The following is a 16581-nucleotide window of genomic DNA, read 5'->3' on the forward strand; positions in this document are numbered from 1 at the left end:
CGAGGAGAAAAGCATGGCAGACGCAAAGCAGTTGCTGATCCCGGAGGACGCCCGGCAGGACCCCAAAGCGTTTGAGTTGCTCCGGGTCTGGGTCGCGGATGGCGCACAGCACGTGAGCCTGCGCGCCGGCATCTGGGAGGATCCGGCTGCCTGGGGCATGATGCTCGCCGACCTCGCGGGCCATATCGCCAACTCCTATGAGCAGGGCGCAGGGCTGGACCGGGAAGAAGTGCTGGATCGCATCAGGGAATCGCTCGAACACGAGTGGAACTCGTCCACCGATGAACTCTCGGGTGAGCTTTCGGAGTAGCTCCAGGAGCATCTTTTCTAGTTCTCGAAAACCTCCTGCGCGGCTTGCGGCCACTTCGTGGCGTGTGTACCGGAAAGTCGAACGCCTCAAGGCGCCGGAAGCTTTTTGGCGCGTTGAAGCTACTGTTTTTAGCGAGTACCTGTCCCGAAGGGACCGCCAGCCGCGCAGGCGGTTGTCCTGGTTTTAAAGAGGCAGCGCGTCTTGCCAGGCAGGCGAGGCAGGGCGTTGGCACTATGCTGGGTGCGTGGCCGTTCCTTACCTGCAGCGCATCCGGCATCCCGAATCTTCAACGCAGACCTCCGTTGTGGGAGCGAGCCTCCTGCTCTGGGGACTTGGCCTTTGGCTCCGGACGCCCGCGCACGTGGCAGGCACCCTTGGGCTGCGCTGCCTCGCGCTTGCGCTTCTTGCGGGCTGGGCCTTGCGCCGTCGGTCGCTTACGCCGTGGATCTTCTGGAGCATGCTGGCCGGCGTGGAGTATGGCCTGGACCTGCCGCATGCCGCGCTCGCATCGCGCGTGTTCTCCGACATCTTTCTTCGGCTCATCAAGTGCATCGTGGCCCCGCTGATCTTTGGCACCCTGGTCACCGGGATCGCCGGACACACTCAAGCTGGGCAGAACAGCAGTGTAGGACGCCTCGGCTGGAAGTCCCTGGTGTATTTCGAAGTGCTCACCACGGCTGCCCTGGCCATCGGCCTCGTGGCGATCAACCTTTCCCGCGCTGGGGTAGGTGTAGCCCTGCAGCAGTCGGGTTCCGGCGCCAGCAGCCTCGCACCGGCATCAGCGGAGATGGGAAGCTGGCAGGCATTTCTGCTGCGCGTCTTCCCGGACAACATTGCCAAGGCGGTCGCCGACGGGCAGATCCTGGAAGTTGCGGTGTTCGCGCTGTTGTTCGCGCTGGCGCTGCGCAACGTGCCGCTCGCCCGAAGGCTGCCGATGCTTGCGCTGGTGGAGTCGCTTACCGAGACGATGTTCGCCTTCACCAATCTCGTGATGTACTTTGCGCCGATCGGTGTAGGCGCGGCCCTGGCTTACACGGTGGCAAGCGCAGGCATGGGTGTCATGGCGCACCTCGCGCGCCTGCTGGCCACGCTGTATGCGGCGTTGTTCACCTTCGGACTGTTGGCTATGCTGCCAGCCGCCCTGATCGCGCGCGTGCCGGTGCGAGGCTTTCTGCGGGCCGTTGCGGAGCCTGCGACCATCGCGTTTGCCACCAGCACCAGCGAGGCTGCCTTGCCGCGTGCAATGGAGGCGATGGAGGCCTTCGGTGTGCCACGCTACGTCACGAGCTTCGTGATCCCCGCCGGCTACAGTTTCAACCTCGCCGGCTCGGCACTCTACCTGGCGCTTGCCTCGGTATTTGTTGCCCAGGCAGCGGGTGTGCACATGTCCCTGCGGGAACAGGTGAGTATGCTGCTGGTGCTGATGCTCACCAGCAAAGGTGTGGCAGGGGTGCCGCGCGCAGTGCTGGTGGTGCTGCTCGCCACGGCCGGCGCGTTTCACCTGCCGGAGGCGCCTATCTTCCTGATCCTGGGGATCGACGCGCTGATGGACATGGGTCGCACCGTGGTGAACGTCACGGGCAACTGCCTGGCTGCCGCGGTGATCGCCCGCTGGGAGGGTGTGTTCCGCACTGAGGCGCCCGCGCCGGAAGTCGCCGAACTGGCCTAGAGCACCCGGTTTCTGATTCCGCCGGGCGCATCTCCCCTGGCCGTGCGAAGCCGGGCAGCGAATCCCCGGCTGGTATACTTCGAGGTTATGGGAAGGCCGGTCTGCGCACGCCAGGGCGCTGCATGCACAGTCGCCTTGCATCAGGCGGCTGCTTCGCCAGGGCAGTGCCGCAGCAGCGCAGGAGCAGCATGACCACTCGACTTGGCACCATTCAGTCTCCAGCCGACATCAAGAAGCTCAGCATCCCCGAGCTGGAAGCACTGGCGCAGGAGATCCGCGAGCGTCTGATCGTTTCGCTTTCCAAAACCGGCGGACACCTGGGACCCAATCTCGGCGTGGTGGAACTCACGCTGGCCATGCACTACGTCTTCTCCACGCCTGCGGACAAGTTTGTCTTCGACGTGAGCCACCAGTCCTACATCCATAAGCTGCTCACCGGCCGTGAAGATCGGTTCGACACGATCCGGCAGGGCGGCGGCCTGAACGGCTTCATGCTGCGTACCGAGAGTGAACACGACAGCTACGGTGCGGGGCATGCCGGCACGGCACTGTCCGCCGCGCTGGGCATGGCTGTGGCACGCGACCTCGCGGGGGGCAAGGAGCACGTGGTGGCCCTGGCCGGCGACGCCGCATTCACCAACGGCATCTCCTTTGAAGCGCTCAACAACATCGCAGACCAGACCAGGCGCCTGATCGTGGTGCTCAATGACAACGAGTGGTCGATCGACCGCAATGTCGGGGCCATTGCCAAGTACCTGCACAAGATCGTGACCAACCACCACGTCACGTCGCTCCACTCCGGGGCCACGCGCCTGGTTGAGCGCATCGGTGGCAAGGCCGCGAAGAAGGCAGTGCGCCGTGCGGAAGAAGCCGCCAAGGGCATGGTGTTTCCGTCCTCGTTCTTCGAGGACTTCGGCCTGACCTACTACGGCCCGCTTGATGGACACAACGTCGGCCTGCTCATCGAGACCTTTGAGTTCCTGAAAGAGCAGGAGCGGCCCGTGTTGCTGCATGTCATCACGCAGAAGGGCAGGGGATTCGAGCCTGCACTGAACGGCCAGAAGAAGTTTCACGGCCTCGGCCCGTACGATCCCGAAACCGGGCATACCCACTCCCCCGGCCGGCAGACCTATTCCGAGGTGTTTGCGAACACACTGGTGAAGCTCGCGGACGGCGACGAGAAGATCGTCGCGATCACCGCGGCGATGCCCAACGGCACTGCGCTTGACCTGTTCCGCCCGCACCACCCGCAGCGCTACTTCGACGTCGGCATCGCGGAAGAGCATGCCGTGATCTTCGCGGCAGGCATGGCCACGCGCGGCTTCAAGCCATTCGTGGCGATCTACTCCACGTTCCTGCAGCGGGCGTTTGACCCGATCGTGCATGACGTGTGCCTGCAGAACCTGCCCGTGGTTTTCTGCATGGATCGCGGTTCGCTCAGCGGCGACGACGGCGCTACGCATCATGGCCTGTTCGACATCAGCTATCTGCGCCCCGTGCCCAACATCGTGCACATGGTGCCGGCGGACGAGGACGAACTGGCGGACATGCTGGTCACCGCGCACCAGCACCCCGGCCCCAGTGCAATCCGGTACCCGCGTGGCGTCGGCCCCGGGATAGCGTTGAAAGCCAATCCGCAACCCATCGAGATCGGCCGGGCCAAGGTCATCCGCGAAGGCGAGGAGATCGTGATCTTCGGCCTGGGAGCCCTGCTGCCCATGGCACAGGAGCTCGCTGTGAAGCTCAGCGACCACGGCTACTCGGCCGCGGTGATCAACCCCCGCTTTGTGAAGCCGCTCGACCGTGCACTGCTGCTGCAGTACGCCGAGCGCTCGACAGCCGTGGTCACGTTTGAAGACCACGTGCTCGCCGGTGGCTTCGGCAGTGCCGTGCTGGAAGAGCTGGAACTGGCCGGGATCTTCGTTCCGGTCGTCCGGATCGGCTGGCCCGACCAGTTCATCGAACACGGCACGGTGGATGCACTGCGCACCCGCTACGGCATCACGGTGGAAGCCGCCTGGGCCCGCCTGCAGCCGATCCTCGAGAAGATGCCGCGCCGCCGTCCACAGGTGGTGGCGGTCGGTTAGCGCGCTGCTGGCAGCAGCTTGAGCAACTGACGCTGCCGGTAGCGGAACAGCGACTGCACCTGCAGCGCGCCTCCCGCCAGCCATGCCAGGTCGCCCAGCGGCCCCAGCGGAAAGGCGTAGGTCACGTCGTCCGTGACCACTGTTCCCTCGGCACCCTGGCGCGTTTCCGCGTGCAGCCGATGACAGTGCCGCCAGTAGGCAAAGGGGCCAGTCACCTGGGCATCGCAGAAGTGATCGTCCCACGCAAACTCCACGATGCGCGCGTCCCACTGCATCCGTATCGGCAGCAACGGCACGAGTCGAAAGCTGATCAGCATGCGGGAGCCCTGGCCGGCTGCCGGCGTTTTCGCTGCAGGACGATCTGCGGGAGCAGGCACGGGATCTACCAGCTCCGCGGTGTCGATGCGGGCTGCCTGCCAGCGCGGCATCAGCGGCGGCAGGTTGGCAGGATTGGCGAAGAAGTCGAACACTGCGGGCACTGCATACGGAACCCACTGGTGCATCTGGAGACGATGGCGCATGCGGCTTGGATGCGCGCCCGCTTGCCCGCGCGTTCGGAGGGCAGGTGGCGGTGGTGAGGGCACGTAAAAAGGCGCCCCAGCACGGGGCGCCTTTGTTTGCGAAATCGCGATTAGTTGGGCATCAACACGGAGTCTACAACGTGGATCACGCCGTTGGACTGGATGACGTTGGGGATCGTCACGGTGGCGGTGCCGCCCTTCTGGTCGGTCAGCACGATCTTGCCGTCCTGCACGGCGGCCGTCAGCGTCTCGCCCTGCACGGTCTTCAGCTCGGCCTTGCCGTCGCCCTTCTTGATCATCTTCATCAGGTCCTTGGACGTGATCTTGCCCGGAACCACGTGGTAGGTCAGGATCTTGGTGAGCTGGTCCTTGTTCTCCGGCTTCACGAGCGTGTCCACGGTCCCAGCTGGCAGCTTGTCGAACGCTTCGTTGGTCGGTGCAAACACTGTGAACGGTCCCGTACCTTCCAGGGTATCCACGAGGCCCGCTGCCTTGACTGCGGCAACCAGGGTGGTGTGGTCCTTGGAGTTCATGGCGTTCTCAACGATGTTCTTGGTCGGGTACATGGCGGCCCCACCAACCATCGGATCCTTCTCGGCGTGCACTGCGACTGCGGAGAAACCCATGGCCAAGGCCAGCGTTGCTGCGAGGACTGCTCTTTGCTTCAACATGAGATGTATTGCCTTTCATTTCCTCTAACCGAGGAGTTCTGCTGCACAAGTGAAACAAACGTCAACCCAGACCAGAAGCAAAGAGTTGCCACTCGCCGGTCTGATGGTAAAACGCGAGCCCTGCCGGATCAGATTCCTGCCCGGCTGCGGTTTTCGGCTCTGCCAGGTACCGGATGAATACTCGACGCGCAAGCCCCTGCATGTCGTCCGGTACTGGGATGCCGCCCGATACAACGATGCGGCCGAGACTTGCGTATGCTACAGAGAACGCCTCGCTTTTCCCTTTTGCCATGCAGCAGACCCTGCCTACCTCAAATCGTCCAAAAGAAGAGACCAACCGATGGCTGGTCTTAATCGGAGTCGCCAAGCTGCTGAAGGCGGTGCTGTTCGTGGCGCTCGGTTTCGGCGCGCTGCGCCTGGTTCATCGCGACCTGGTCAGCCTGGTCACGCATTGGATTGTGGACATGCGCTTCGATCCGGAAGGCCGCATGGTCAATCTCATCCTCGAAAAGATCGCGCTGATCAGCCCGCACAAGCTGCGGCTGATCTCCACGGCCATCTTCTGCTACGCAGCGCTGGATGTCCTGGAGGGTACCGGCCTTGTGCTGGGCAAACGCTGGGCCGAGTACCTGACGCTGATTGTGACCGCCTCGTTTCTGCCGTGGGAGTTCTTCGAGATCATCCACAAACCCAACTGGCCAAAGTGCATCTTCACACTGCTCAATATTGGTGTGGTCCTCTATCTTGCCGCCTACCTGCAGAAGCGGCTCCGGGCCCATACCCCCTCCAGCATGCCGGTTCACGTTCATAAGACCTGAGTCGATAAGAGATCAAAGTAGCGCCATAGGCATTCCGGCCTCGGTTTTGCACAGGACTTCCACCGGCAGCCCCCATTAGTAACCCCATATCGGTAATTCCACATTCGATTTGGGTGGGGGATTGGCAAATTCTGTTCTAAGCTGTGGTCAAAAGTGGTTGAAAGTGGAGAAAAAGTTGCAGAGTTCTCCGGCGCGGGAGCAAAATCACTCCCGGGTTTGCTTTTGACCCCATGAACGAGGCGCCAGACGATGTACCGCGGAAACCATCCAGCCCGGGTTGATGAAAAAGGCCGGCTGAAGCTCCCCGCGGAGTTCAAGCGCCAGATTGACGAGCTGTATGCAGACCAGAAGGATGTGTGGTTTTACATCACCAGCAGGGACGGCAAGGTAGCTGAGATTCATGCGTTGCCGGAGTGGGAAAAGTTTGAAGCCAAGCTGGCAGCGATTCCGAGCTTTAACCCGGCGAAGAAGAAGCTGCTGGACCGCCTGAACTACTACGGGCAGATGGCAAAGATGGACGAGCAGGGCCGGGTGCTGGTGCCGCAGATTCTGCGGGAGCAGGCCAAGGTGATGGGGGACGTGGTGGTGTTCGGGATGCAGAACTATCTCGAGGTCGCCAACCACGAAAGCTTCCGGCAGAACATGGAAGCCAACCCGCTGACCGAGCAGGATGAGCAGTCGCTGGCGGCATACGGATTGTAGGGACGGCAAGTGAAAGTGGCAGCAAAAGGCTCTGAGGGGCCGGGGCATATGAGCGGTGAACGGCATGTGCCAGTTCTTTGGATGGAAGTGATGGAGTATCTCGCGGTACGGCGGGGCGGCACCTACGTGGATTGCACCTTGGGCTTTGCCGGACATGCGAGCGCGATTGCGAAGGCACTGGGCGGTGCCGGGCACCTGATCGGTTTTGACCGGGACCCGGAGGCACTGGAGCTGGCGCGGGCAAGGCTGGCGACGCTGGCCGGTGAGTTGGGCGAGGCGATGCCGAAGCTCACGCTGATCCACGGCGAGTTCAGCCGGGTGGCAGAGTTTGTGAAGCCGGGCGAGCTGGACGGCATGCTGGCGGATTTCGGCACCAGTTCCATGCACCTGGACCAGGCGCATCGCGGATTTAGTTTTCAGGCAGACGGACCCCTGGACATGCGGATGAATACCGCGCAGGAGCTGACTGCCGAACAAGTGGTAAATCAGGTGGACGAAAACGATCTCGCCAACCTGATTTACGAACTCGGAGAGGAAAGGAGGTCGCGGAGAATCGCCAGAGCCATTGTGAGGGCCCGACCGATTACCACCACGGCGCAGTTAGCCGGAGTGGTAAGGAGTTCGGCCCCAGCAATGAAAGGCGACAAGATTCATCCGGCGACCAGAACTTTTCAGGCACTCCGAATTCACGTGAATGGAGAGTTGGACGAGATCAAGGCGCTGCTCGAGAACGCGCCGGCACTGTTGAAGCCCGGGGGGCGGTTGGTGCTGATCTCGTTTCACTCGCTGGAAGACCGGCTGGCGAAGGATGCCATGCGCGATGGCAAGGAAGCCGGAACCTTGGAAGTGTTGACCCGCAAGCCGGTGACGGCGGGCGAGGATGAAGTGCAGAGAAACCCGCGCAGCCGCAGCGCGAAGCTGCGGGCAGCGGAACGGATTGAGCTCACCGGGGTGGACAGAACGCCACTGCGGGGAGCCGAAAAGATGAAGGCGCGGCAGCAGGCAAGGCAGCGCTAGAGCAGATCGGGCCGGGTCGTCCAGCCGCACCAAATGGCGAAAGACAAACCCACGCACGAACAAACCGCGCACCACCCACTTCCAAAGCAACAGCGACCTGGCCCGGTCGAAGGAAGCGGCGCAAGACCCCGAACACGACCACACAGACCAAGAGGGTGCAGCATGGCGACACAGGTACTATCGGAGATCTTCAGCATGGCACGGGAAGTTGCGAGCCCCGAGCCTGGTGACAACCGGCATGGTTCGCGCCTGATGGCGGAGCAGCGGGTGCGCCGCGGACCGACCCCTGAAATCTTTTTCACCAAGCGGATGGATAATTCGCGGCTGGTCAAGGCGCAGTGCCCGGAGCGCAAGCGCGAGATGCGCTCGTTTGCGAGCGCGATGGTGATGCTGTTTGCGCTGGTGATGTTTTACGGCTGGCAGCACTACTCGTCGATTCAGGCGGGGTACCACGTGGAGACGCAGAAACAGCAACTGGCACAGTTGCAGGAGCAGAACCGCCAGCTGCGTTTGAGCGAGGCGCAGTTGAGCGACCCGGCGCGGATCGATCGCATGGCCCGGCAGATGGGCCTGCAGCAGCCGGCGCCCGGCCAGGTGGTGCGTCCGGATGGATTGTTGACCGGTGCGGATGGGGCAACGATGGCGATGGCGCGGGAGTTGCCGCTGGGGCGGTAAGCGGGCGAAGGCTGGGCGGAGTTTGGTGGTGTTCCATGTCTCCAAAGCGAGCGTGGACGCCCTAGCGATAGGCAGCAGCGGGGCAGGTGTTGCGGCCGGCTGGGACGTTTACGAGCGACGATGGCAAAGCCGCCGAAGTTGGGGCGGGGCGATAGGTTAGGTTAAAGACTGGGTCGTGGGTGTTGGATCCCCCGTCTCAGAGGCGAGACACGGGAGCACACGACTTGGTCGCGAGAAGAGTGTTTCTCAGGACTAATGGGCCGTTGAAATCATAAGTACGTCTTGCGAATGTCGACATGGATCACACTACAGAGTTCCAGAACGAAGACCCTGAGCAGAGGAAGATCAACATAGGCGGGATTGGATTTCCGGGTGAGCCTTATTCCCTAGTGTTGACCAATATTTTCAAAGAGCCAAGCGCTCACCTAAATGCCGTTCCTCCATGGGGTCTCCCCGGGCTCTATGAAGTGACCCTTGTGCTGGGAAAGCCGGGAGTACGCACCTTCCCAGAGAACGAAGTGAAGTTTGCGGATTTTATGGAAGGGAGTTCTCATCTCGCGATCCTCTCCCCTGCATTTCCTGCTCCTGCTGATGCCATGAGAATTGTCATAGCCGTAGAAGGCGAGACTGACTCGTTTGTTTTTGAAGGATCACCTGATAAGGGGGGCTTCCTCGCCAAACTGCACAGCAAACCGTTCCAAGCTCAAGATCGCAACGATGCGGAAACGCGAGCAACCAAGGCTGCGCAGAGCGTGCTGAGCGAGTATTCAGCAAATCTCGATATCCCTCTCCGGATCAATCTCATAGAAGTCACAGAAGTAGCGACATCAAATAAGAGCCTCGCTTTGATGACCCCGTTCCAAAGTGGTGGCACTTCGGCGCCGATTGAAGCTTACGATCCCGAGTTTGCAAATGTAGCTGCGCTATATCGCGAGGCACTTAACTCTAATACGCCCGCTTACCGCTTTTTGTGCCTTTACAAGATATTGGAGGCGAGCCGGAAACGGCGCGAGCGCCTTATTCGGAATCTAAAGAGGGAACATCGCCCTGTTCGAATAGGCGAAGTAATTCCTACAACTCATGCTGAACAGATTGCATGGCTTAAAGCAATTTTTGTCGGGCCACGCAAGTGGGAGGAAATCACGCTTGACCAGATATTTCCCTTGGAAGTACGAGGGAAGAAATTGACAGCGGTGTTTGACGGTCCACTCCGGCGGGTAAGGGACAAAATTGCTCACGGGATTTTGGATACAGGCAGCTACTTGCATTTCGATGATTTGACATCTACTCGTGAAATCACCAGATGGTTGCCGTTCTTGCGTTGCGCTGTAAGAAGAACATTGAAAAATGATTTTCAAAATCACTACCTTCAGTTTCTTCGTGAAGACGGCACTGTCGCTTACGATTATCTTTCCAAAAAGTAGGCCGTGATTAAGTACCGGTATGCTGGAGGATCGTTTGCAATCCTCGACTGGCGAGAAGAGCATTTCTGAGGATCTTTAGGCGGCATGCGCCTCTACCATCCGGTCAGGATGCTGCGGGGATGTTGACGATTCCTCAACGGAATGCAAGGAATTCATTGCTAGTGCAATGATGTGGGCCTAACGCCAGTAAATCTAGAAGTCTTACCTCAGTGGAATGTAACCCTGGAGCTGCTACGGCCGCCAAGTGCCAAACACTCCTGCAGTGTGCCGCGGCTCAGCCCTGACATCTGCAAAACGATCAAAAAAACTGATCGTTTGCAGTTTGCGCAAAATGCGTGTTTTTGGACGCGTTTTGTGCGCGTTTGCAAAAACACCGATGCATATTTATGCAGTGTTTTTGAGGATGGTGCATAAACGGCGGACCGCTACGGTACTTCGGTGACCCTTTCTTCGGGTTTTGGCGGGTTTTGTCGAAAAGGTATTTTGGCGTAGTGGCGGCGCGGCGCGGGTAAGATGGCGGCCGTGGTTCCTCCTGTGCAGGATCGGCGCGGGACGGCACGGGCAGGCCGGGGGCGGGCAGTATGCTTTGGTTGAAGCTTTGTTGCATGCGCGAGGCTGACGACCATACGCATGGGAATGAGGCGGCCGGAAGCTGTGAGCCAGCCAAGCGAATCATGCGAATCAAGCCAATCATTCGAACCAAGCGAATCATGCCCATCATGCGAAATCCTGTTGCTGCGTCGCTGTTGTTCTGCGTGCCTTGCTGCTGCGGCCTCGGCGTTGCTGCCGGCACGGTGCGGTGCCTGAGCTCCTGCTGCCTTGCTGCGTGGGCGCGATGAAGCCGTTCTCGTTTGCGCACCTGCCGGGGTCGAAGCACCGGACCAAGATCGCGACGCCGATGCAGCGCGTGCGCGTGTTTGCGATTGCGGCGCTGTTTCTGAGCTGGGCGCTGCTGATCGGGCTGCGCCTGGTGTGGCTGCAGGTGGTGAAGAACCCGGAGTGGGTGGCGCGCGCGGCGCAGCAGCAGCAGAGGACGTTCCAGGTGGCGCCGCGGCGGGGGGTGCTGTACGACCGCAACCTCCATGAGCTGGCGATGACGGTGTCGGTGGACTCGATCTACGCGGTGCCGGGGGAGATCCCGGCGGACCGGAGGCCGGCACTGGCGGAGGCGCTTTCGGGCGTGCTGCATACCGATCCGCAGGACCGGTTTACGGAGACGGCGGAGATCCTGAAGCGCATCAACAGCTCGCGGTATTTCACGTGGATTGCGCGCAAGCAGGATCCGCGGGTGGTGGAGGCGGTGCGCGCGCTGAAGCTGAAGGGCGTGTACTTCCAGAAAGAGTTCAAGCGGTTTTACCCGGAGAACGATATCGCCGCGCAGGTGCTGGGGTATGTGGGCGTGGACGAGAACGGGCTGGGCGGGGTGGAGCAGCGCTTCGACAAGGACCTGCACGGGCAGCCGGGGCATGAGCTGACGGCGCTCGATGCCAGGCGGCATGTGCTGGACTCGGTGGAGCGCGACCCGGCGCCGGGGCAGAACCTGGTGCTGACGCTGGACGCGAATATCCAGTTTATGGCGGAGCAGGCGCTGGACCACGCGATGGAGCGGGTGAAGCCGCTGAACGGCACGGTGGTGGTGCAGGATCCGCACACGGGGCAGATCCTGGCTCTGGCGATCCGGCCGACGTTTAACCCGAACGATGTGAAACATACCTCGCCGCAACTGCTGCGGGACCACGCGGTGAGCGACGTGTATGAGCCGGGCTCGACGTTCAAGCTGGTAACGTACTCGGCGGCGCTGGACCAGCACGTGACGACGCCGGACCAGAAGATCGACTGCCAGGGCGGCAAGATCGTGGTGGCGGGGCGCACGGTGCATGACGACCAGTACAACGGCGTGCTGACCACGAGCCAGGCGCTGTGGGAGTCGAGCGACGTGGCGGCGATCAAGCTGGCCGAGCGCATGGGCAAGGACACGTTCTACTCGTACATTCACGCGTACGGGTTCGGGCAGCGGACGGGCCTGGAGCTGCCGGGCGAGACACGCGGGCTGCTGAAGCCACCGCAGCGGTGGCAGCCGACCACGATTGGTTCCGTGCCGATGGGACACGAGGTGGCGGTGACGCCGATCCAGCTGGTGACGATGGCCTCGACGATTGCGAATGGTGGGACGTACCTTGCTCCGCACATCGTGTTGCAGGCAACCGACAAGGTGCGAGGAAACCCCGGGCTGCAGCCGGCGGTGTTTCACCCGGGAACCGAACTACCAAACCCGCTGCCAGCGGAGGCACATCGCGTGATCACGACGGTGACCTCGGCGCAGATGCGCAAGATGATGGAAGGCGTGGTGCTGTACGGCACGGGCAAGGGCATGGCGAACCTGAACGGCTACAGCGCCGCCGGCAAGACGGGAACCGCGCAGAAGATCGATGTGCGCACGCATACGTACTCCAGGACTGCGTACGTGGCTTCGTTTGTGGGCTTTGCCCCGGTGAACGACCCGGCGGTGACAATCGCGGTGATTATCGACTCGCCGACGGTGGGCGGCCACTTTGGACGGCTGGTGAGCGCGCCGGTGTTCCAGGAGCTGGCACAAGAAGTGCTCGAGTACCTGGGCGTGCCCCACGATGAATCGCTGAAGACCGCGCCGGAGATGGCGAAAGAGAAAGCCAACAGCAGGCCGAGTGCGCCCGAGGACTTGTCGGGTCCCGTGGGTGACCTGAATGCGCTGTTTGGCGATATCAACGACCTGCCAGCGGATGACCCGCTGCGGAAGCCCGCGGTGCTGCTCTCGAGCGCACCGGCAGAAGACAGCGCGGCGGCTGCTGCCGCGGCTGGAACGCCGGCGGATCTGCGTGCCGGTGCGCCGGCCCCCACGCAGGATCGCGCAGAAGGCACGGCACGCCAGGGCCGCACTCCCGAAGCTCCGGCTCCGGTGCCCCCGGTGGATGACTCCGCGGCCTTTGCTGCTGCGGAGGAGCCAAAGCCCGATGCGCATGGCACCGTGCGTGTAGCCGGGGGCCACACCGTGGCCGTGCCCGACCTCGTGGGCTCCACCGTGCGCGGCGCCACGGAGAAGGCTGGAGCGATCGGACTTGGTGTGCAGGTGATCGGGAGCGGGCTGGCACGGGCGCAGGCGCCTGCGCCGGGGACCAAGGTACCCGACGGGACCGAGATCGTGGTGCGCTTTACGCGTCAGTGAGCACTGCGGACAAACGCTCCGGAGCCGCGGCTGGCGGTGCGCGGAGGAGCAGCAGTGGCACACCTCGCGTACTTGATGAAGTATGACGTGTGCCATTCTTGCGGTTGATTGTGCTGCGTGACTGCCGCGAAACGATGGGAAGTTTGAATGGCTCGATCAGCAGTTTCTCGCGAGGCCAGCAGCAGCATCCGCCCCAGCCGTATCTCCCGACCCCGTTCCAAAGCAGCCCACACATCGACCCGCCACGAAGTGGCCGCCAGCCGCGCAGGCGGTTTCGCCCTCGCACGAGCCCGCACTTCGCATGCAGGCGCGCGAAGGTGGGACGGCAGCGGATAGCATCAGAGGCACATATGCGTTTGGAACAGGTGCTGCACGAAGTAAACGTTCTGAGCCGCTCGGGCCCTGCGACGGCCGAGATTCGCTCGGTGGAGTTCGACTCGCGGGCTGTGGGCAAAGGCTCGCTGTTCATGGCGATGCGCGGCGGCACGGTGGATGGCTCACAGTTTGTGGATGCGGCGGTAGCTGCCGGGGCCGCGGCAGTGGCGACGGATGCCGCGGAGAAGTTTGCCTCGCTGGTGGAGCGGCATCCCCGGCTGCCACTGTTGCTGGTGCCGCACGGGCGCGAGGCGCTGGCACGGCTGGCGTCCAATCTCTACAACCACCCCGAGGAGCTGCTGGGCTTATCGGGCGTGACCGGCACAAACGGAAAGACCACGACAGCGTTTCTGCTCGACGCCATGTTGCGCGAGGCCGGTCGCAAGACGGTGCTGGTGGGCACGATTGAGTACCACGTGGCAGGCGATGTGCGCGCTTCTCCACATACGACGCCGGAAAGCCGCGACCTCCTGCAGCTATTCGCCGAAGGCACGCAGCTGGGTGCGACCGAGGCGGTGATGGAGGTGAGCTCGCACGCGCTGGAGCAGGGCAGGGTGCATGGCTTGCCGTTTGATGTGGCCATCTTCACCAACCTCACCCAGGACCACCTGGACTATCACCAGACCATGCAGCAGTACTTCAAGGCGAAGCAGCGGCTGTTCGATGGCCGCCTGGGCGCGCCGCCGCGGATCGCGGTGATCAACGTGGAAGACGATCATGGACTGGAGCTGGCGTTGCGCTCACGCGAAGCCGGGGCGGAGCTGTTCTCGTACGGGCTCGGGGTTGGCGAGTTCCGCGCGAGCAGCATCCAGCTACGACCCGAAGGCATGCAGTTTGCGCTGGAGACGCCGTGGGGCTCGGCCGAGATTCATTCGGAGCTGACAGGCCGTGTCAACGTGCAGAACATGCTTGCCGCGGCTGCCGCGGCACTGGGGCGCGGCTTGTCGTTGCAGCAGGTGGTGGATGGCGCGACTGCGCTCAGGCATGTGCCGGGACGGTTCCAGACGGTGCAGAGTGGGCAGCCGTTCACGGTGGTGGTGGACTACGCGCACACCGACGACGCGCTGCGCAACCTGATCGCGGTGGCGCGCGAGTTTGCGGATGCGCAACCGAAGCCGGGTCGCGTGCTCACGCTGTTTGGCTGTGGTGGTGACCGGGATCGAGCGAAGCGGCCGCGCATGGGCAAGGCCGCGGGCGCCGGGAGCGACCTGTGCATGCTGACCAGCGACAACCCGCGCTCCGAGCAGCCCGAGGCCATCCTGGACGATGTGCTGCCCGGTTTGCGTGAAAGCGGGGTGCGCTTCCTGGTGGAAGTGGACAGGGCCACTGCGATTCGGCGGCTGCTGCGCGAGGCGCAGGCTGGGGACATCGTGCTGATCGCGGGCAAGGGTCATGAGAAGACGCAGCAGGTTGGCGCCGAGCTGCTGCCGTTTGATGATGCCAGCGTGGCGGCCGAGGCATTGGCCGCGCTGGGCTATTTGGGCCACGGAGAGGCGCGATGAAGCTGCCGCTGCAGATATGCGTGGAGTGGATGGGCGGCACGTTGCTGGTGCCCGAAGCTGGCGGGCTAAGCGCCGCGACCGCGAGCCCGGAACAGGAGCAAGAACAGGAACCGGGGCTGCTGGCCGGCGCAAGCTCTGACACGATGTTGCTCCAGCAGCCCGCACTGCTGGTGATTGCCGGGTACTCCATTGACTCGCGCACGGTACAGCGCGACGAGCTCTTTTTTGCGGTCTCGGGCGAACGCTTCGATGGGCATGCGTTTGTGGCCGATGCAATGGAGCGCGGGGCCGCTGCGGCGGTGGTCGCGCAAGACCACGTGGCGCTGCTCAGCGATGAGGCGCGCCGTGCGGTGCTGGTCGTGGTGGATGATCCGCTACTGGCCCTGCAGCGCCTGGCGGCCGCGATGCGGCGACACTGGGGCGGCACGCTGATCGGCGTAACCGGCTCCGCGGGCAAGACCACGACCAAGGAGATGGTGGCCGAGGTGTTGGGCGCGAAGTACAAGGTGCTCCGCTCAGCGGGCAACCTGAACAACCACTTTGGTTTGCCACTGCAGTTGTTGCGATTGGAGCAGGACCACCAGTACGCAGTGATCGAGATGGGCATGTCGGCCGCGGGCGAGATCGCACTGCTCGCACGACTGGCTGCGCCGGACTGGGCCGTTGTCTGCAACGTGGGCATGGCGCACGCGCAGAACTTCGCGGATGGGATCGAAGGCATTGCCCTCGCCAAGCGGGAGCTTGTGGATGCCCTGCAGCCGGAGACGGGCGTTGCGTTTTTGAACGGCGATGACACGCGCGTTGCGCACTTTGCGGCTTCGTTCGCCGGGCGCTCGGTGCTGGTAGGGCGCGGACCGGAAGCCGAAGTACGCGCGGCAGCGGTGCACGAGCTGGGTGCGAGCGGCCTCGACATGGAGGTAGAGGCGGTGCATGCGGGGCTTCCGCAAAAGACACAGTTGCGGTTGCAATTCCTGGGCGGCCACAACGTTGGGAATGCGCTGCTGGCGCTCGCCGTGGGGCTGGAAGCTGGCGTGCCGCTTGCAGACGGTGCCGCGGCGCTGGCCAGGATGGCGCCGGGCGAGAAGCGCGGCGAGACGGTGTGGTTTGCCGGGGCGCGCATCATCAACGATTCCTACAACTCCAACCCCGCCGCGCTGCATGCGATGATCGCCGCGCTGATGCAGGTGCCGGCGGAGCGGCATATCGTGGTCGCGGGCGAGATGCTGGAGCTGGGCCCTGACACGGGCGCGCTGCATGCAGCCTGCGGCGCAGCCGCAGCAGAGGCGGGTGCGGCCTGGGTGATCGGGGTACAGGGTGCTGCGCTCGCACTGGCCGAGGCCGCTGCCCTGCGTGGAACACCTGCGCTGTTTCTGCAGAACGCCGACGAGGCGGGAGCGTGGATGCGCCGCGAACTGCGCCCCGGGGATGCCGTGCTGTTGAAGGGCTCCCGCGGTGTGCGGCTGGAGCGGGCGCTGCTGCTGTTGCAGGCGGAGCGACGCGAGGGATAGACGCAGCCGCTGGCACGATGCGCCGGGCCTAGCATGCCCGGCGCACGCGACCGGCAACTGTGAACCCGTGCGTGCGAGTTAGTGGCTGACTTCCTCCTGC

The 16581-nt window shown here is 63.0% G+C and carries 15 protein-coding genes; 11 read left to right on the forward strand and 4 right to left on the reverse strand.

The genetic code is table 11. From position 1 onward, the window contains the following. Positions 1–13 precede the first annotated feature (13 nt). The 3 genes from D1Y84_RS11585 (at position 14) to dxs (ending at position 4066) form a co-directional block, all read left to right on the forward strand. A complete protein-coding gene (locus D1Y84_RS11585) occupies positions 14–310 on the forward strand; it encodes a DUF5076 domain-containing protein (RefSeq protein ID WP_124848741.1) in 297 nt (98 codons plus the stop codon). 244 nt (positions 311–554) lie between these two features. Continuing rightward, positions 555–1979 (forward strand): dicarboxylate/amino acid:cation symporter, encoded by a 1425-nt coding sequence (locus D1Y84_RS11590; protein ID WP_233581356.1) that lies wholly within the window; start codon positions 555–557, stop codon positions 1977–1979. 188 nt (positions 1980–2167) lie between these two features. Next, entirely contained in the window at positions 2168–4066 is a 1899-nt protein-coding gene (dxs, locus tag D1Y84_RS11595) for a 1-deoxy-D-xylulose-5-phosphate synthase (protein ID WP_124848743.1), read from the forward strand. Here the strand turns inward: dxs and D1Y84_RS11600 are convergent. The 3 genes from D1Y84_RS11600 to D1Y84_RS11610 all read right to left on the reverse strand — a co-directional run bounded on the left by D1Y84_RS11600 (position 4063) and on the right by D1Y84_RS11610 (position 5550). Continuing rightward, positions 4063–4587, reverse strand: coding sequence for an SRPBCC family protein (locus D1Y84_RS11600; RefSeq protein WP_124848744.1), 525 nt, complete (start codon positions 4585–4587; stop codon positions 4063–4065). The two genes, dxs and D1Y84_RS11600, sit on opposite strands and share 4 nt — an antisense overlap. Before the next feature lie 110 nt (positions 4588–4697). Continuing rightward, positions 4698–5258 carry a fasciclin domain-containing protein gene (locus D1Y84_RS11605; protein ID WP_199726396.1) on the reverse strand — a complete coding sequence of 187 codons (561 nt, stop codon included), beginning with the start codon at positions 5256–5258 and terminating at the stop codon, positions 4698–4700. 61 nt (positions 5259–5319) lie between these two features. Further along, entirely contained in the window at positions 5320–5550 is a 231-nt protein-coding gene (locus D1Y84_RS11610; protein WP_124848746.1) for a hypothetical protein, read from the reverse strand. On the opposite strand from D1Y84_RS11610, the gene D1Y84_RS11615 reads away from it, so the two are divergent. The 5 genes from D1Y84_RS11615 to mauJ all read left to right on the forward strand — a co-directional run bounded on the left by D1Y84_RS11615 (position 5549) and on the right by mauJ (position 9894). Further along, the gene (locus D1Y84_RS11615; RefSeq protein ID WP_124848747.1) at positions 5549–6076 is read left to right on the forward strand and encodes a DUF2127 domain-containing protein; all 528 of its coding nucleotides are present in this window, start codon (positions 5549–5551) and stop codon (positions 6074–6076) included. The genes D1Y84_RS11610 and D1Y84_RS11615 overlap by 2 nt on opposite strands. Positions 6077–6325: 249 nt before the next feature. After that, positions 6326–6778, forward strand: coding sequence for a division/cell wall cluster transcriptional repressor MraZ (locus D1Y84_RS11620; protein ID WP_124848749.1), 453 nt, complete (start codon positions 6326–6328; stop codon positions 6776–6778). 48 nt (positions 6779–6826) lie between these two features. After that, positions 6827–7795: a 16S rRNA (cytosine(1402)-N(4))-methyltransferase RsmH gene (gene rsmH / locus D1Y84_RS11625; protein ID WP_124850093.1), complete on the forward strand. Its 969-nt coding sequence runs from the start codon at positions 6827–6829 to the stop codon at positions 7793–7795. Between the two features lie 162 nt (positions 7796–7957). Then, positions 7958–8470, forward strand: coding sequence for a septum formation initiator family protein (locus D1Y84_RS11630; protein ID WP_124848750.1), 513 nt, complete (start codon positions 7958–7960; stop codon positions 8468–8470). Positions 8471–8766: 296 nt separating this feature from the next. Then, a complete protein-coding gene (mauJ, locus tag D1Y84_RS11635; RefSeq protein ID WP_124848751.1) occupies positions 8767–9894 on the forward strand; it encodes a methylamine utilization protein MauJ in 1128 nt (375 codons plus the stop codon). Positions 9895–10192: 298 nt separating this feature from the next. Here mauJ and D1Y84_RS11640 read toward each other — a convergent pair whose 3' ends face one another. After that, positions 10193–10687 (reverse strand): hypothetical protein, encoded by a 495-nt coding sequence (locus D1Y84_RS11640; RefSeq protein WP_124848753.1) that lies wholly within the window; start codon positions 10685–10687, stop codon positions 10193–10195. A 6-nt stretch (positions 10688–10693) separates the two neighbouring features. On the opposite strand from D1Y84_RS11640, the gene D1Y84_RS11645 reads away from it, so the two are divergent. From D1Y84_RS11645 to murF, 3 genes are all read left to right on the forward strand, one after another. Further along, positions 10694–13096 carry a penicillin-binding protein gene (locus D1Y84_RS11645; RefSeq protein WP_370245762.1) on the forward strand — a complete coding sequence of 801 codons (2403 nt, stop codon included), beginning with the start codon at positions 10694–10696 and terminating at the stop codon, positions 13094–13096. A 350-nt stretch (positions 13097–13446) separates the two neighbouring features. Beyond that, positions 13447–14973 (forward strand): UDP-N-acetylmuramoyl-L-alanyl-D-glutamate--2,6-diaminopimelate ligase, encoded by a 1527-nt coding sequence (locus D1Y84_RS11650; RefSeq protein WP_124848755.1) that lies wholly within the window; start codon positions 13447–13449, stop codon positions 14971–14973. Further along, positions 14970–16481 (forward strand): UDP-N-acetylmuramoyl-tripeptide--D-alanyl-D-alanine ligase, encoded by a 1512-nt coding sequence (murF, locus tag D1Y84_RS11655; protein WP_124848756.1) that lies wholly within the window; start codon positions 14970–14972, stop codon positions 16479–16481. Before D1Y84_RS11650 ends, murF begins: the two co-directional genes overlap by 4 nt. The last annotated feature ends 100 nt before the right edge of the window (positions 16482–16581 follow it).

The sequence above is a fragment of the Acidipila sp. EB88 genome, assembly GCF_003858395.1.
Classification (GTDB): Bacteria; Acidobacteriota; Terriglobia; order Terriglobales; family Acidobacteriaceae; genus EB88.

Coding starts and splice junctions, on each gene's coding strand:
- D1Y84_RS11585 (WP_124848741.1), top strand. CDS start 14: ATGGCAGACGCAAAGCAGTTGCTGATCCCGGAGGACGCCCGGCAGGAC.
- dxs (WP_124848743.1), top strand. CDS start 2,168: ATGACCACTCGACTTGGCACCATTCAGTCTCCAGCCGACATCAAGAAG.
- D1Y84_RS11600 (WP_124848744.1), bottom strand. CDS start 4,587: ATGCGCCATCGTCTCCAGATGCACCAGTGGGTTCCGTATGCAGTGCCC.
- D1Y84_RS11605 (WP_199726396.1), bottom strand. CDS start 5,258: ATGTTGAAGCAAAGAGCAGTCCTCGCAGCAACGCTGGCCTTGGCCATG.
- D1Y84_RS11615 (WP_124848747.1), top strand. CDS start 5,549: ATGCAGCAGACCCTGCCTACCTCAAATCGTCCAAAAGAAGAGACCAAC.
- D1Y84_RS11610 (WP_124848746.1), bottom strand. CDS start 5,550: ATGGCAAAAGGGAAAAGCGAGGCGTTCTCTGTAGCATACGCAAGTCTC.
- D1Y84_RS11620 (WP_124848749.1), top strand. CDS start 6,326: ATGTACCGCGGAAACCATCCAGCCCGGGTTGATGAAAAAGGCCGGCTG.
- rsmH (WP_124850093.1), top strand. CDS start 6,827: ATGAGCGGTGAACGGCATGTGCCAGTTCTTTGGATGGAAGTGATGGAG.
- D1Y84_RS11630 (WP_124848750.1), top strand. CDS start 7,958: ATGGCGACACAGGTACTATCGGAGATCTTCAGCATGGCACGGGAAGTT.
- mauJ (WP_124848751.1), top strand. CDS start 8,767: ATGGATCACACTACAGAGTTCCAGAACGAAGACCCTGAGCAGAGGAAG.
- D1Y84_RS11650 (WP_124848755.1), top strand. CDS start 13,447: ATGCGTTTGGAACAGGTGCTGCACGAAGTAAACGTTCTGAGCCGCTCG.
- murF (WP_124848756.1), top strand. CDS start 14,970: ATGAAGCTGCCGCTGCAGATATGCGTGGAGTGGATGGGCGGCACGTTG.